Source organism: Hymenobacter sp. B1770 (genome assembly GCF_049896385.1).
Classification (GTDB): domain Bacteria; phylum Bacteroidota; class Bacteroidia; order Cytophagales; family Hymenobacteraceae; genus Hymenobacter.
In genome coordinates, this window is the sequence record NZ_JAFCUF010000004.1 from 376743 (window position 1) to 391228 (window position 14486).

14 protein-coding genes are annotated in these 14486 nt (G+C 61.8%); 4 read left to right on the forward strand and 10 right to left on the reverse strand.

The genetic code is table 11. The features are described 5' to 3' along the window. Positions 1 to 25 precede the first annotated feature (25 nt). The 4 genes from ACP7AJ_RS10840 to ACP7AJ_RS10855 all read right to left on the reverse strand — a co-directional run bounded on the left by ACP7AJ_RS10840 (position 26) and on the right by ACP7AJ_RS10855 (position 5708). On the reverse strand, positions 26 to 850 hold the full coding sequence (locus tag ACP7AJ_RS10840) for a LytR/AlgR family response regulator transcription factor (RefSeq protein ID WP_426060214.1): 825 nt from the start codon (positions 848 to 850) through the stop codon (positions 26 to 28). A 275-nt stretch (positions 851 to 1125) separates the two neighbouring features. Further along, positions 1126 to 2214 (reverse strand): sensor histidine kinase, encoded by a 1089-nt coding sequence (locus ACP7AJ_RS10845; RefSeq protein WP_426060215.1) that lies wholly within the window; start codon positions 2212 to 2214, stop codon positions 1126 to 1128. Positions 2215 to 2423: 209 nt separating this feature from the next. Then, a complete protein-coding gene (locus tag ACP7AJ_RS10850) occupies positions 2424 to 3137 on the reverse strand; it encodes a hypothetical protein (protein ID WP_426060216.1) in 714 nt (237 codons plus the stop codon). Between the two features lie 321 nt (positions 3138 to 3458). Next, positions 3459 to 5708 (reverse strand): TonB-dependent receptor, encoded by a 2250-nt coding sequence (locus ACP7AJ_RS10855; protein WP_426060217.1) that lies wholly within the window; start codon positions 5706 to 5708, stop codon positions 3459 to 3461. Positions 5709 to 5998: 290 nt separating this feature from the next. On the opposite strand from ACP7AJ_RS10855, the gene ACP7AJ_RS10860 reads away from it, so the two are divergent. Genes ACP7AJ_RS10860 through ACP7AJ_RS10870 form a run of 3 tightly spaced genes read left to right on the forward strand, consistent with a single transcriptional unit; the run spans position 5999 to position 7723 of the window. Continuing rightward, on the forward strand, positions 5999 to 6286 hold the full coding sequence (locus ACP7AJ_RS10860) for a hypothetical protein (RefSeq protein WP_426060218.1): 288 nt from the start codon (positions 5999 to 6001) through the stop codon (positions 6284 to 6286). A gap of 18 nt (positions 6287 to 6304) precedes the next feature. Beyond that, the gene (locus ACP7AJ_RS10865; protein ID WP_426060219.1) at positions 6305 to 7303 is read left to right on the forward strand and encodes a PAS domain-containing protein; all 999 of its coding nucleotides are present in this window, start codon (positions 6305 to 6307) and stop codon (positions 7301 to 7303) included. A 57-nt stretch (positions 7304 to 7360) separates the two neighbouring features. After that, positions 7361 to 7723 carry a hypothetical protein gene (locus tag ACP7AJ_RS10870; protein WP_426060220.1) on the forward strand — a complete coding sequence of 121 codons (363 nt, stop codon included), beginning with the start codon at positions 7361 to 7363 and terminating at the stop codon, positions 7721 to 7723. Positions 7724 to 7750: 27 nt separating this feature from the next. Here the strand turns inward: ACP7AJ_RS10870 and ACP7AJ_RS10875 are convergent, their stop codons facing one another. Further along, positions 7751 to 8518: a TatD family hydrolase gene (locus tag ACP7AJ_RS10875; protein ID WP_426060292.1), complete on the reverse strand. Its 768-nt coding sequence runs from the start codon at positions 8516 to 8518 to the stop codon at positions 7751 to 7753. A gap of 152 nt (positions 8519 to 8670) precedes the next feature. On the opposite strand from ACP7AJ_RS10875, the gene ACP7AJ_RS10880 reads away from it, so the two are divergent. Next, the gene (locus ACP7AJ_RS10880; protein WP_426060221.1) at positions 8671 to 9063 is read left to right on the forward strand and encodes a BlaI/MecI/CopY family transcriptional regulator; all 393 of its coding nucleotides are present in this window, start codon (positions 8671 to 8673) and stop codon (positions 9061 to 9063) included. Positions 9064 to 9170: 107 nt separating this feature from the next. Here the strand turns inward: ACP7AJ_RS10880 and ACP7AJ_RS10885 are convergent, their stop codons facing one another. The 5 genes from ACP7AJ_RS10885 to ACP7AJ_RS10905 all read right to left on the reverse strand — a co-directional run bounded on the left by ACP7AJ_RS10885 (position 9171) and on the right by ACP7AJ_RS10905 (position 14458). Beyond that, positions 9171 to 10289, reverse strand: a complete 1119-nt coding sequence (locus ACP7AJ_RS10885; RefSeq protein WP_426060222.1) for a glycosyltransferase — start codon at positions 10287 to 10289, stop codon at positions 9171 to 9173. Further along, positions 10286 to 10966, reverse strand: coding sequence for a polysaccharide deacetylase family protein (locus ACP7AJ_RS10890; protein WP_426060223.1), 681 nt, complete (start codon positions 10964 to 10966; stop codon positions 10286 to 10288). Before ACP7AJ_RS10890 ends, ACP7AJ_RS10885 begins: the two co-directional genes overlap by 4 nt. A gap of 5 nt (positions 10967 to 10971) precedes the next feature. Beyond that, the gene (locus tag ACP7AJ_RS10895; protein WP_426060224.1) at positions 10972 to 11508 is read right to left on the reverse strand and encodes a hypothetical protein; all 537 of its coding nucleotides are present in this window, start codon (positions 11506 to 11508) and stop codon (positions 10972 to 10974) included. Positions 11509 to 11601: 93 nt separating this feature from the next. After that, complete coding sequence (locus ACP7AJ_RS10900; RefSeq protein WP_426060225.1) at positions 11602 to 12741, reverse strand: glycosyltransferase family 4 protein; 1140 nt, start codon at positions 12739 to 12741, stop codon at positions 11602 to 11604. A gap of 220 nt (positions 12742 to 12961) precedes the next feature. After that, positions 12962 to 14458, reverse strand: coding sequence for a polysaccharide biosynthesis C-terminal domain-containing protein (locus ACP7AJ_RS10905; protein WP_426060226.1), 1497 nt, complete (start codon positions 14456 to 14458; stop codon positions 12962 to 12964). Between the last annotated feature and the right edge of the window lie 28 nt (positions 14459 to 14486).

Consider the following 14486-nt stretch of genomic DNA (forward strand, 5'->3'; position numbering starts at 1 on the left):
CTGGGGGCGCTCGCAGCGGCGCCCCCTACCTATCCAACCAGCTCTTGAACACGTTCACCTTCTCGCGGCTCACCAGCACTTGAGCGTCGGGCGCCACGGGCTTGAGCACGGTTTGCAGGCGGGAATTGGTGTAGTGAATAATGTCCTGAATGGCAGTTTGCTGCGCCAGATACGCGCGGTTGAGGCGGAAGAAGCGACGCGGGTCGAGCAGGCCTTCCAACTGGTCCATGGTGTAGTCAACCACGAATTTCCGCCCTTCGATGGTTTGGAGAAAGGTGGCCTTTTCAAGGCTAAAGAAGTAGGCTATCTGGTCGAGGGGCACCACTTTCAGGTGCTCGCCCACGCGCACCACAAATTGCGTTTTGTAGCTGGCGGCAGGTGTGGCCGTGCCCGGCAGGGTTTGCTGCATTTGCTGCACCAGCTGGGCCAGCAGCGACTGGTCGAAGGCCGGCGCAGCGGGCTGGGCAGCGGGCAGCCCTACCGGGTACGACCGCTCGCGCAGCTTGCGCAGAGCGGCGGTTAGCTCGTCCTCGTCAATGGGCTTCAAGAGGTAATCCACGCTGTTCACCTTGAATGCTTGCAGCGCGTACTGGTCGTAAGCAGTGGTGAAGATGACTGGGCAGCGCACCTCCGTCCGCTCAAAGAGCTCAAAGCTGAGGCCGTCGGCCAAGTGAATGTCGAGAAACAGCACGTCCGGCGCGGGCTGCACGCCATCAAGCAAAGCCACCGCCTGCGTCACCGATTCGGCCGTACCGAGTACCTGCACAGGTTCGGGCTGGCGGGCCAGCATATCGGCAAGGCGGCGAGCGGCCAGGGGCTCGTCTTCAACGATGAGGGCGCGGAGTGGCATGTTTTACGGAAGCAGAAAATGAGAAGAAATAGGACAGGAAAAGACGGTAATAATGTTAAAAACTGTGGAAAGAACGGTCATGCTGAGCTTGTCGAAGCATCTCGCTCGCTTCGTTGATAAGCGTCTATCATGCTGAGCTTACGTAGCATCTTCTCACGCCACAACGATTTTTCCGAACGAGAGAGGATGCTTCGCAAGCTCTGCATAACAACCGATTGGTTTACGACCCCGAGCGAGATGCTTCGACAAGCTCAGCATGACGTGCTCATTAATTACTACAGCGTCAGCAGCGGCAAGGCCACTACAAATTCACCGTTCTCTTCGCCAACCTGCAGCGGCTTGCTGGAGAGAAAAGCGTAGCGAGCCGCCAGGTTCTTCAATCCCAGCCCCGACGACTCGCCTAGCGCGAGGCGGCGCGGGCGCAGGGTGTTGCGCACGGTGAGCGTGCCGGCGGCCGCGTTCAGAGTCACGCGCAGGTGCAGCGGGTCGTTTTGGAAGGCAGTGTTATGCTTCACCACGTTTTCCAGGAGCAATTGCAGGGCCAGGGGCGGCACGAAATACCGGGCGGCATCGGTGGGAGCCACATCCATTTCCACAGCCAGAGCGTTGCCTAGGCGGGTTTTCTGTAGGAATAAATAGCTTTCGGCAAACTTCAGCTCGTCGGCCAGCGGCACCAGCTCCTGGCTTTCGCTGTCGAGCACGTAGCGGTATACCTGGCTGAGTTGGCGGATGAAGCGCACGGCCCGGGACGGGTCGTTTTCCTCGACCAGGCTGGTGAGCGCGTTCAGGGAATTGAATAGAAAATGTGGGTCGACCTGCCGACGCAGGGAGTCGAGGCGGGCCACGGCGGTTTCTTTTTCGAGGCGCTCGGCGCGCACGGCGGCTTCGCGCCAATGGTAGAAAAACGCCCGGCTGTGGTTGAACAGCGAGATGATGACCGTGATGATGAGTGGCAGCATGAGTGGCCAGTACATCTCCTGCGAAAAAAGCTGGCTCACGGGCTTGCCGCGAAGAACCAGCAGCACGGCATTCATCAGCAGAATCACGAGCATGGACCCGCCCAACGACACGGCCAGCGTGAGCAGCAAGCGCCTGCCGGGCTGCACCGTCCAGGTGTAGCGGCGGTTCAGCCACTCTACTACGAAGCCATTGGTCAGCCACAGGCCCATGCTGTACATGAGCGTATAGGCGTAAGTAATGGCGAAGGCCGTCCAACTGCGCAAAGCGCCGGGGTTCACCAACACGCTGATAACAAGCGAAAGCACCAGCATAATGCGGACTGCTTTCAATATACTTTGCCGCGTGGTAGTGGGCTGGAAGCCTCCCGTCATTGGCTGGTACTTCACCGCCGATGGTACTTCCATAAGGGCAGCGGAAGATTTAGGAACAGCAGACACGGCGGGCGACACGACAGAATTGAACGGTTAAAGCTATAAAAAAGGGCCGAAGCTAGGGCTTCTCAAATTGCGACCGTAGCACGAACGCTGGCTACGCCGACCTTCGGTTGCAGTTCGCTTCTCCGCAACGTTTGGGTATCGTGCGGGGGAGCAAACTGCCGAATGCGCGCTACGTGCTATTTAGCAGCGGTAGCATCGTACTGCTTCAGGCGGCCCAGCAGTTGGCGCTCGCCCCAGTTGGGTGCCAGTGGGCCGCTGGGCTTGAAGGCGGCAAAACGCACTTTGCCTTCTTCGTACAAGGGCTTGGCCACGTCGGCCCCGCCGCCAAACATCTTGGGCGTGTAGTAGAGATTGTTGGCTTGCACCAAGTATATGCGGGGGTTGGTGGGGTTCAGCTTTTTGGCTTCGGTCAGGGCTTCGGTCACCAGGGCCGAGTACTTCATGGAGCGCATCATGGGCGAGATGCCCAGGCGGGCTTGGTAGAGGTAGGCCTGCAGCACGAGCAGCTCGGATGGCTCGCCGCCTAGCTTGCGGGCGCGGGCCAGGGCGACCTCGGCCTGGTCAAGGGTTTTGTCTTTGGCGTCGCCGTCTTCTTTGCTCGTGAAGCAATTGATAAGCAACGCGTAGGCCTGGTAGTACGAGGGGTGCCAATCGGCGGGCACCACCGTGCTGGCCCGCTCAAACTTGCTGGCAAGCTGCTTGAGCTGGGCAGGGTCGCCGGTGCTATGGAGCTCCGTGATGGTGGCGGCCATCATGTCGGTGTAGGCAGCTGGGGCGGCAGCGGCGGAAGTAGCAGCAGTTGGGCGGGCCGCCGAAGCTACAGCAGGCGACTGGGCAGCGGCCGAGAACGAAGTGGCAGCCAGGGCGAAGAAAATGAGGTGCTTCTTCATAGCGGTTAAGAAAAACGAGTGAGAAGAATGTGGTTGAAAATGTGGGGCTGTGAGCGTGAGGAGTGGCAGCAGCGGCGCTTGCCGTGGTTGATGATTCAAAGGTGGGCGCCGGCCGAAGCGTCTGAAATTTTCTGTGACCGAAGCGTCAGATAAAGCGGATGAAGTGTCGGGGACTGTACCCTGGCGCAACCTCACCCCCCGTCCCCATCTCCAAAAAAGAGCGGGCACTGGAAATGCACCTCACGGAATCGTTTGGCCCCCTCTTTTTTGGAGAAGGGGCCAGGGGGTAAGGCTCTGGCTTGAGGGAGGTTCTGCTCCGTCCTACTCCGGTGCCACATTCGTATCCGCCGGCCGGGCTTTGTTAATGGAAATCATCAGCGCCACGAACACCATGCGCGGGGCCGAGGGCATCACGGGCACCCGCTGGTAGCTGCCCTGGTCGGTGGGCGCGGCGCCGTAGCGGTAGCCGAACACGTTTTCGCGGCCCAGCAGGTTGGAGCACGACACGTGCACGATGGTGTAGTTCTTCCGGATGGTGGTAACGTAGCTCAGGTTCATGCTGAACTCCTGGTAGCTGGGCGTGCGGAAGGCCTGGAAAGCGGGGTCGTAGGAAAGGCGCGGGCTGCTGTAGTTGAAAGTGGCACCCATCAGCGTGTGCAGCTTATTGAACCAGTACTTGCCCACTACCGACATATTGTGGCGCGAGGCGAACGAGGGCATGGCCACGGCAGGGGCGATGCGCTGCTGGCGCTTTGTGTCAAGCAAGCCGTAGCTTACCCAGTAGTCGAGTTTGGGCACGCTTTTGCGGTCGCGGAAGAAGAAATCCACGCCGCGGGCGTAGCCGTGGCCGGTGCTCTGGTAGGTGCCGGGGCGGTGGGGCTGGGCGGCGTCGAAGCGCAGCAGATGGCGGTAGTCTTTGTAGTAGCCCTCCACCCGCAGCGTGCGGAGGCTGGTGAGCCTCTGGTACGTGAGCAGGTAGTGGTCGGCGCGCTCGAAGCGCAGGGCGGGGCTGTACTGGCCGGAGAGCAGCAGGTCGTTGGCGGGCGTTTGGTAGAAGTGGCCGAAGGCGGCGGATACCTGGTTGTCTTCGTTGAGCTGGTAGGCCAGGGCCAAGCGCGGGGCGGTGTTCCAGCGGTTGAGTAAGGCGGAGTATTCGGCCCGGGCCCCTACCCGACCGGCCAGCTGGCTGGTAAATGAGATGTTGGCCTCGGCAAAGCCGGTGGCGCGCTGCTCGTCGAAAGCGCGGTGGGGCAGGGCGGTTCCCTGGCCTTCGCGGTTCATCTGCACTTGCCGGGCAAAGTGCTGGCCCAGGCCTTCGGCGCCTACTTTCAGGTTCCAATAGGTGCCCACCGAGTCGTTGGTGAGCACCACGCGGCCTACTATGGACTGCTCCAGCTCGTGTACCTTGTTGACAGTAGAAGCGCCGGCTTGCACGCCCAGATTCACGCGTTGCTCGTCGCGGGTGGCGGCCAGGCCGGTGTTCACGCTCCAGCCGCCGCGCAGGTGGCTGCGGAAGCTGGTGTTCAGGTAAGTGTTGTTGTTGCGCAGGTCCACGGGCTGGCCGTTTTCCCAGCCTACGGCCGGCGTGCGCACGCCGCTATGCGACTTGCTCACGACGCCATAGGCCTTGAACATGCCGCCCTCGCCGGTGCGCTGCCGGTAAGAGGCCGAGGTGCTCATCGTCTCGTGGGCCGTGAGCATCTGCTGCGGAATCACGCCGAAGTAGGGCTGCATGTTCATGTAGTCGCCGGTCACGGCCACCGAAGCCCGCTCCCAGCGCTGGGTTTGCGAGAGGCCAACCTGCCCCAGCGAGAGCAGCGTGATGCCGGTCTGGGTTTCGGGGGCCAGGTCGGTCGAGTTCAGTATCACCGCCGCCGACAAGGCTTGCCCGTACTCGGCCGAGTAGCCGCCGGTGCTGAAAATGGTGCCTTTAAACATGGTGGGCGAAAACCGGCCCCGCGCCGGCGAGCCACTTACGTTGGCCGAGTACGGGCTTTGCAGCGGCAGACCGTCCATGAACTGCTTGGTTTCGCCGGCCGCGCCGCCGCGCACAAACAGCTTGCCTTCCTCGCCGTTGCGGCTGGTGCCGGGCAGGGTGTTGAGGGCGCCGGCCACGTCGGCCAGGGCACCGGCCGTGGTGAGCACATCGCGCGAGTTGAGTACGCTGCTGCGCTTTTCGTCGCTGGCCTCGAAGGCGCCGGCCGTCACCACCACGTCGCCGAGAGCGGCGCGGGACGCTTTCAGCTTGATGCTGGACAGGGCAATGGGGCCCTGGCCCAGCGCAACGGGCAATTCCTGGGGCTCGTAGCCGATGTAGGCCACCACCAAGGTCATGCTGCCCGTTTGGCGGGTATCGAAGCTGAACTTGCCCAACGAATCGGTGCTGACACCATCGAACGAACCTTTCAGAAAGACGTTCACGCCGGGCAGTGCGTGGCCGGCTGCGTCGCGCACCGTGCCGGAAATAGGTGTGCCCGAGGGGCTGAGATAAGGAGTTGAAGCGGTGATTTGGGCAGCGGCGGGGCGGGATAAGCTCAGCAGCAACATGGACAAGAGTAGCGTCGTTTTCATGAGAACCAGCAGGTAAGTAGTGGTTCAAAGGTGACGACCGGGGCTACCCGCTTTCACCTTATTGTTGCCGAACCGTCGAAAGGTCCGGACGAAGCGTCGGCGCCTCCAGACGAAGATTTTCAAAAATGGGCGACTCTCCGCGGCTGCTTGCCTTATTACCCAGTTCTCGGCACGGCAGGCAGCCATCTGCCCGTGTTTAGTAGCTTTGCGGCGGCCGGTTTTTGAACACGCTTGCTTCCAGCCCTTTCCCCAAACGGCCCGCTGTGGCCCACTTGTCGCTTATTCCCGCCATGTCCGCTCTCGATTCTGCTGTCGATTACCAACACCTGTTCCGCTCGTTGCCCAACAACCTGCTGCTCATGTCGCCGGATTCCACCATTCTGGACAACACCGACAGCCATGCAGCGGCGACGCTCAAGCCGCGGGAAGACATTATCGGCCGCAACCTATTCGAGGCCTACCCGTCCGTCGACCAGAACCAGGGCAACATCATTGCCGAGTCGCACGAGCACGTGCGGCAGCATCTGGAGCCGCACACCATGCCCATCATCCGCTACGACCTGGCCAGGCCCACCTAGCAGGGCGGCTTCGAGGAAATGTACTGGCAGGCCACGCACTACCCCGTGCTCGACGAGCGGGGCCAGTTGCAGTACATTTTGCAGCGCACCCAAAACGTGACCGAGCAGTACCTCGCTGCCCAGGAAGCCGCCCGCGCTCAGCAGGCGCTGGCCGAAGCGCAGGAACGCACGCGCTTTGTGCTCGACAACCTGCCTGTGTTCATCTGGACGGCCACGGCCGATGGGCAGCGTGACTACTTCAACCCGCGCTGGCTGGCGTTCACCGGCCGCAGCCTGTCCGAAGAAACGGGCTATCAGTGGACCGACAACATTCACCCCGACGACCAGAAGCGGGTGCTGCGCGCCTGGGAGCACTCGGTAGAAACTGGCGCCTCCTATCAGGTAGAATACCGCCTGCGCCGCCACGATGGCCAGTACCGTTGGATTCTGGCGCGCGCCACGCCCCGCCACGACGATGCCGGTGTCGTTGACCTGTGGGTGGGCGGCGCCACCGAAATTCACGAGCAGCGCCTGATGGTGCAGGAGCTGCTCGAAGCCAACGAGCAACAGAACCTGCTGGCCGAACAGGCCTATGAGCAGTTCCAAAAAGCCGAAAACCAGCGTGAGACTTTCCACAACCTGTTCATGCAGGCCCCGGCCATGATTTCCATTCTGCGCGGCCCGGAGCACCGCTTCGAGTTTGTGAACCCGGTGTACCAACAGCTTTTCCCACACCGCCAGCTCCAAGGCCTCACCGTGGCCGAGGCCCTGCCCGAAATCAAGGAGCAAGGCATCATCGACCTGCTCGACAAGGTGTACCAAACCGGCGAAACCTTTCATGGCGATGAGATGAACGTGAAGCTGGGGCGCGACGACAGCGGGCAGTTGCACGATGCCTATTTCAACTTCATCTACCAGCAGTTCCGCGAGCAGGGCCAGCCGGCCGGCATCATGGCTTTTGCCTTTGAAGTAACCGAGCTGGTATTGGCCCGGCAGGCTTTGGAGCGCCAGCGCAACAGCTCTGGTTCCGCAGCATAAGCGCCCGCTTCCAATCCAACCGCTGTTTTTCCCGCATTACCCGCTTTCCCTTCTCGCATGGCCCTCACTTCTTTCGACTTTCAGCAAGCCCGCGTGAAGCAGGTGTTGTTTAAGTCGCGGCTGCGCTCGGTGCTCTACGGGGTACGGGAAGCGGAGCCGGAGTTGTTTTCTATTCGCGACAACCCGCTCGGACAGTGGATACAGACCACCCTTAAACCGGCTCTCCAAACTTCGGCCGAAGTGCGTGACTTGGAGCACTTGGTTCAGCAGATGCTGCAGACCGGGAAGGAGCTGGCAACCCGTTACAGCCGCGGTCAAATCGAAGAATCTCGTGCCGGTCTCGACCAAATCAATGCCTTCGCTGCCCAGATTGAAGCCCTGCTAAACAGGCTGGAAGCGGGCGTAAAACCGGGCGCGTAACGCCTTTTCAGCTAGGGCATGGTCGCGCTAAAGGTTGAACAGCGCCGCGGCGTTGCGCGTGGTGGCCTCCGCCACTTCCTCCACGTCCTTGCCCAGCAGCTGGGCCACGCGGTGCAGTACCAGCGGCAAGTAGGCCGGCTCGTTGCGCTTGCCGCGGTGCGGCACGGGCGCCAGGTACGGGCAGTCGGTTTCCAGGAGCAAATGTTCCAGGCCAATGCCGGGCAGCACTTTATCGGCGCCGCCGTTCTTGAACGTGGCCACGCCCCCAATCCCCAGCATAAAGCCCAACTTGATAGCGCGCTCGGCTTCCTCGGGCGTGCCCGAGAAGCAGTGGAACACTCCGCGCAGGGTTCCGTCCTGGGTGGCCTCCACCAAGTCGGCAGTTTCGGTGAATGCTTCGCGGGTGTGCAGCACGATGGGCAGTTGGTGCTGCTTGGCCATCTGCAGCTGTATCCGGAGGGCTTCCTGCTGCTGAGGCAGCAGGGTTTTGTCCCAATATAAATCGAGCCCGGCCTCGCCTATCGCCGCAAAGGGACGACGGCCCAGCCAGGTTTCTACTTCATACAAATCCTGCTCGAAGCTCCGCGTAACCGAGCACGGGTGCAGGCCCATCATGGCAAAGCAGGTTTCCGGCGCCTGGGCTTCCAGTTCCAGCATGGCGTCGATGCTGCTGTGGTCTACATTCGGCATCACAATGGTGCGCACGCCGGCCTCCTGGGCGCGGCGCAGCGCATCTAGCCGGTCGGGCTTAAACTGTTCGGAGTAGAGATGGGCGTGGGAATCGGTGATGTGCATGGTGCGGCAAAGGTCGGGTTGGAAGCGGACCAAACACGAATTTTTCGGCACGAATCCTCAATTACAAGCCGGAATGGGCCCCGAACTGATAATTACGTTACATAACTTATTTGTCAGTTATGTAACGTAATTATCAGTTAAATTTTTGAAGCATGGAAGAATTAACCAAAACCGAAGAACGCATCATGCAGGTATTCTGGAAGCTAAAGAAAGCTTTCGTGAAGGACATTATCGACCAGCTGCCTGATGAGCCCAAGCCGCCCTACAACACTGTGTCGTCGGTGGTGCGCATACTGGAGCGCAAGGGCTACGTGGGCTTCAAAGCCTACGGCAAGACCCATGAGTACTTCCCCCTCATCAGCAAAACGGAGTACCGGGCGGCCAGCCTCAAGCGCATGCTCACGCAATACTTCGACAATTCGCCCACAGCGCTGGTCTCCTTTATGGTGGAAGAAATCCTGAGTCAGCGTGAGAAGCAGCAGCTGCTCGACATGCTCCACGATTCGGACAGCTCTACGTCCAAAGCCGACGGCAATGCTAAGTAGCGCCCTACTTTGCCTGGCCGAGGCCAGCTTTGCCGGACCGCGTTTGCCCTTGCCTACCGCCTTCTGCTGGCCGAACTCACCTACTTCGCCTAGAGCCGCGCGTACGTTTAATCGTAGCGCCGCCCCTTCCAGACCACCCCGCCACCCAGCATCCGGTAGCCGACCAAGCCTATGGTTAGCCCAATTGTGTACAGTTCAAACAAAGGCAGCAGGTGCCACGCAAGCCGCAGCCCGGCCCGACGGTGAGCGCAATGAGCCAACGTGCCCTGCACCAGCACCTTCAACCCCCAAATTCCCACAGCTAACCACCCCCCTCCAGCCACTGCCACAGCCGTCAATGCCGGCCAAAACCCACTGAAGAACAGCAGCTCCAGACGCAGGCGTAGCGGCAGCGCCTCCACCCCCTTCAGCCAGCGGCGGCGCTGCTTCATGAGGGCCGCCCAGGTGAAAATGGGCAATGAGTCGGCTCGGGTTTTGGGCGCGTACACGTTGCGAAAGCTGTAGCCTTGCTCCAGGGTGGCTTTGAACAAGGCAAAATCCTCGGTGACGGAGAAGGGCAGCGCTTCATAACCGCCCGTGGCTTGGTAGGCGGCACGGCTCACGAGCATGTTGTTGCCCATGGCCGTCACGGGCCGGCCCAGGTCGCTCACCACCTGCACCATGCTCAGGGACAACAACCAATCGATGCCTTGCAGCCGATGAAACAGCCGAGGCCCCTCCACCGCCGTGATGCCCGTGACCGTGCCCACACCCGGCCCAGCATGAGCCAACAAGCCAGTTATCCAGGTTGGCGGCACGCTGATATCAGCGTCGGTAATGAAGAAGTATTCTGAGGTCGCCAATCTGGCCAAGTGGGCCAGCACATTGGCTTTGCCGCGGGCTTCGCCCAACGTTGCGGTAATGGTTGTGACCCGAAACTGCCCCTTATAGTCCTGCATGGCGGCGGCAGCTACCGCAGCCGTGCCGTCGGAGCTGGCATCGTCGCCCAGCAGCACCTCAACCAGTTCGGGCGGGTAGTGCAGGGCCCGCAGGCTGGCCAGGCAGCGCGGCAGGGCGGCGGCCTCGTCGCGGGCCGCAATCAACACGCTCACGCGGGGCAGCGGGACAGGCAGCGCTCCGGCGGGCTTGGCTCCGCGGCGGGTGGCAAAGCACCAGGCCGCATATGCCATGCCCAGCAGCCAAATGGCCAGAAAGCCTAGCGCAATGAGTAGCCCCAGCTCGCTCACAGCGTGACAAACTGATAGCCCTGCGCGCCCAGGTGCGCCAGCAGCCGCGGCAGCACAAACCGCAGCCGGGCACTGGCCTTCCGGCTGTCGTGAAACACCACGATATCGCCGGCCCGCACCGCGGCCAAGGTAAAGCGCAGGCAATTTTCCGGGCTGAGGTCTGGGTCATAGTCCCGGGTCAGGACCGACCACATGGCCACCCGGTACTGGGGGCGCAGGGCATGCAGCAAGGGCCAGGTAAGCCGGCCGTGGGGCGGCCGAAAGAGCATGGTGGGGACCTTATTTTCCTGGCTGAGACTCAACCCTACGGCTGCCAGTGCCTCCTGGCAATCGGCAATGCCCTGAGAATAGTCGGCGCGGGTGGTGCCCCAGGCGCTGCGGTGCTGGTGGGTGTGGTTGCCCAGGCGGTGGCCGGCCGCCAGGGTTGCGCGGGCAATGTCGGGGTAGCGCGCCAGGTTCTCGCCCACGCAAAAAAACGTAGCGCGCGCATTGAACGCTGCCAACTGCTCCAGCACCCAAGGCGTTTCTTCGGGAATGGGGCCGTCGTCAAACGTTAGGTACACCACTGGGGCCCCGGCGGGCGTAGTGCGCGGGCCGGTCCACTCGCAGCCGGGCAGCAGGGCGTGCAGCAGCCGGGGCGGGCGCGTGAGTAAGGCCGCATCTAGCCGGGCACGCATCGGCATCAGGAGCGCACCACGCGCATGTAGGGCTCTCCCTTATCGGGCAGCGGGCCCAGCACCAGGGCCAGGGTTTCGAGGAAAGCCAAATGAGTTTCGGGCTGACCGCCAGCGGGGCCACGGCCCAGGTGCCGGTGCACTTCGCCCGACCACTCCCCTACCATAGTGGGTGTGCCGGCCGCGCTGCTCAGGCCCAGCGTGGCTTCTAGGGTGAAGTAACGAGGGCGCACGTCATCAGCTTCGGGGTCGTCGTCGCCCTCATACACCAGGGCAGAATAGTACGCTTCCATGGTGGCCTGGGGCAGCGGCAGGTGAAACAGCGCCGTGGCCCGGCCAGCTACTTCGTGCCAACTCATGCGCAGGCCTTTGGCCACTACCTTTTCGGCCGGAGCCAAGCCTTCGGCCGCTTTTTCCCACACATACAACAACAGCTCGCGGGCCAGGTAGGGGTCGCTCAGCTCGCGCCGTACCGAGCCGGGGCGGCGCCAGGCCAGCTGTGGCAGCAGCACATGCGTGAAGTTGTAGGGGTGCGAACGAGCCATAGGTTTGGGCAAAAGTACAGCTTCGCACCATGAGGAAGAAAGAATAAGAAAGAATGGTCGGCTGGCTCCTGATTTCGGCTTCGGCTTACTTGCTTATTTGCACACAGCCGTGAGGGCTGCCCAAAGCACCTCCGCACTTGCAGCCCACGAAAAACGGCTTAGGTTCTGGTGCCCCTGGGCCACTAGTTGCTGGCTCAAATCGGCATCGAACCACAGGCGCGTCAGCCCGCCAGCAATGTCCTCCGTGCTGTTGGGGTCAACCAAAACCGCCCCGCCTGCCCCTGCCACTTCGGGCATGGAGCTTAGATTAGACGTTAGCACCGGGCAGCCGCTGGCCTGGGCCTCCACAATGGGAATGCCAAATCCCTCAAAATAAGGAACGTACACCGTGGACCGGGCTGCGGCATACAGGGCCGCCAACTCGGGGTCGGCCACGCGGCCCGTGAAATGCACGTCCGCCTGGTGGCGCATCTGCTGGTAGGCCGTGAGAATGGGCCCGGCCTTCCAGGCCTTGCGCCCAACGATGAGCAGCTGCGCGTGGGCCACGGCCGGACCGCCCGTCGTTTTAAATGAGTCAAAGGCGCGCAGCAGGTTGCCCAGATTTTTGCGCGGCTGCAAAGCCCCCACAAACAAAAAGTAGGGCTGCCCATGGCTGAAGCGCCGCCGCGTTTCACGTTGGGCCTCCTCGGCCTGGGGCCGAAAGAAAGCCGCCGGCGCGTTGTAGGCCACGCTGATTTTACTGACCGGAATGCTATAAGTCTTTGCAATATCGGCCTTGGTGGCCTCCGACACGGCCACCACATGCTCGGAAGCACGGGCAAAGCGGGGCATGAACCAATGGTAATACTTGCGCTGTAGCAGTCCCACATCGAGCGGAAAGTGCTCGAAGGCGAGGTCGTGCATTACGGTGACGCGGGGCACGCGGGTGTTGAGCGTGGTGTGCCCGTCGAGGCTGAGAAAGGCTGCCGGCTGGTGCCGGGCCAGCCACCGCGCCACCGCGCCCTCGAACCACGCCACGTAGAGAAAAGGGTGGCGCGCCGGCGGAAACAGCACGTGCGGCACCACGTTGGGCCCCAATAAATACCGCGCATCGTAGGGCCGGTCGAACAGAAAATGAAACGTAACCTCCGGGTGCTGGGCTACCAAGTGACTCAGCGTCTCGTAGCTGAAGCGGCCGATGCCCTCCAGGTGGTCGCCCGGAAGCAGGAAACGAGTATTGACGGCGATGTGCACGAAAGGAAGGAAAGGAAGGCAGGAGATTAAGCAACCAAAACTCCCCTCCTTATCAAGGAGGGGACGCCGGCGCGAAGCGCTGGCTGGGGTGGTTGGACTCGTTGCACGATACCCGAACGACTCGCAGCAGAATCGTTCGGGTATCGTGCAACGGGTCTAACCACCCCCACTTTCGCTGCGCGAAAATATTCCCTCCCTGAATAAGAAGGGAGCTAGTCGTTCAACCTTTGCGCCTCAGACTCAGAATTTCACTACGACGCACCAGCCCCGTTCCCAACACAATCAGCCCGAAAACAACCGCCATCACCCCAGCTTCCAGCCACCAGCTCAGCGTTCTATTCAAGCCGTACTGCAGCATGTGCCACGTACCGCACAGCAGGCCAAACGCCAGCAGCAGCTTGGCCAATAACCGAAACGGCACCCCCACGCCCGTGCGCCGCGCCACCAGTACCAAATAGCCCACCGACACTGCCACTGCGCACAGCAATGTGTCGAGCGAGGCCGCTACGGCGCCGTAGCGGGGCAAGAAAAACAGGTTCAGGCCCACGTTGAGGGCGATGCTGCCGGCTACCAGCCAGCTCACGGCCCGCTCGTGCATGGTACTGGTAAGCAGCGTGCTATAAATGGCGAAGAAAGCATGCACCAGCACGTTGACAAATAATATCTTCAGGCACAACGTCATGCGCGCAATTTCAGTGGGGGTGCTGTGACTGAACTGCCAAAACAATACCTCGCCCCGAAACAGCACGAAGGCCACCACAAACAACAGCGGCAGCGTGAGTACCCGCTGCCCAAACCACAGCAGCTGCCGCTGGGCCGGCGCATCGCGAGAAACACTGGCAAACTTGGCAAAAAACAGCGGCAGCACCGTCCAGGCGTACATCATCACGGCATCGACCCAGCGGTAGGCTCCGGCATAATACCCTGCCTCGGTGGGCGAAGCCAGGCGTTCGAGCATCACCATGTCGATGCGCTCGTTCATGCCGTAAAGCAGCGTCATCATGGCAAAGGGCAGGCTGGAACGCAGGGCTTTGCGGGCCACTGGCCCCTGCCAGCGGTATTTTATGCGGCCAAACAGCCGCGTCATCAGCCCGTAGAGCACCACCGTGGTGAAGGCGGCGGCGGCCAGGCGCACGCCCACGTAGCGCGGCAGCGTGAGCCCGATAGGAATGAGCACCAGCACCATGCCCAGCAGCAGAAACTTCTCCACTACCGAGAGCACGGCGTCGGTATTAAACTTCTGGTGGGCCTGCAGGGTGCCGCGCAAAAACTGCCCGTACTGCGTCAGCAGCAGCGCAATGCCGATGGCCCCGAGCAGGAGCAGTTCGGCCCCGCGGTAGCCCAGCGCCCAGCCTACGCCCACCATGGCAGCCAGCGCCACGCCATTGAGCGCGCCACGCAGGGGCAGCAGCGTGGGAAAAGTCTCGGCCATGAAGGTGGGTTCGGCGGCCACCCGCTGCACCGAATAGGGCGTGAGGCCCAGGTCGGAAAGGGCGGCCACCACCAGCGTGAGCGCCGAGAGGGCCGTGATGAGGCCAAACGAGGCGTGCCCCAGACGGTCCTGCACCAGGTTTTCGACCACCACCCAGCCGGGTTTCACCAACAGGTTGAGCAGGACGACGAAGCTGATATTGCCAAAAAACCGTTTGATGCCGAAGAGGTCGCTAGATTCCGAATAAACAACTGCGCCAAGTGCAGGAACCGCAAAGCTACGCATCGCGCCGGGGCAGCCGCCGTATTGGCCG

Bases quoted from the DNA above. Each gene is read 5' to 3' on its own strand.
- ACP7AJ_RS10840 (WP_426060214.1), bottom strand. From the start codon at position 850: ATGCCACTCCGCGCCCTCATCGTTGAAGACGAGCCCCTGGCCGCTCGC.
- ACP7AJ_RS10845 (WP_426060215.1), bottom strand. From the start codon at position 2,214: ATGGAAGTACCATCGGCGGTGAAGTACCAGCCAATGACGGGAGGCTTC.
- ACP7AJ_RS10850 (WP_426060216.1), bottom strand. From the start codon at position 3,137: ATGAAGAAGCACCTCATTTTCTTCGCCCTGGCTGCCACTTCGTTCTCG.
- ACP7AJ_RS10855 (WP_426060217.1), bottom strand. From the start codon at position 5,708: ATGAAAACGACGCTACTCTTGTCCATGTTGCTGCTGAGCTTATCCCGC.
- ACP7AJ_RS10860 (WP_426060218.1), top strand. From the start codon at position 5,999: ATGTCCGCTCTCGATTCTGCTGTCGATTACCAACACCTGTTCCGCTCG.
- ACP7AJ_RS10865 (WP_426060219.1), top strand. From the start codon at position 6,305: ATGTACTGGCAGGCCACGCACTACCCCGTGCTCGACGAGCGGGGCCAG.
- ACP7AJ_RS10870 (WP_426060220.1), top strand. From the start codon at position 7,361: ATGGCCCTCACTTCTTTCGACTTTCAGCAAGCCCGCGTGAAGCAGGTG.
- ACP7AJ_RS10875 (WP_426060292.1), bottom strand. From the start codon at position 8,518: ATGCACATCACCGATTCCCACGCCCATCTCTACTCCGAACAGTTTAAG.
- ACP7AJ_RS10880 (WP_426060221.1), top strand. From the start codon at position 8,671: ATGGAAGAATTAACCAAAACCGAAGAACGCATCATGCAGGTATTCTGG.
- ACP7AJ_RS10890 (WP_426060223.1), bottom strand. From the start codon at position 10,966: ATGCGTGCCCGGCTAGATGCGGCCTTACTCACGCGCCCGCCCCGGCTG.
- ACP7AJ_RS10895 (WP_426060224.1), bottom strand. From the start codon at position 11,508: ATGGCTCGTTCGCACCCCTACAACTTCACGCATGTGCTGCTGCCACAG.
- ACP7AJ_RS10905 (WP_426060226.1), bottom strand. From the start codon at position 14,458: ATGCGTAGCTTTGCGGTTCCTGCACTTGGCGCAGTTGTTTATTCGGAA.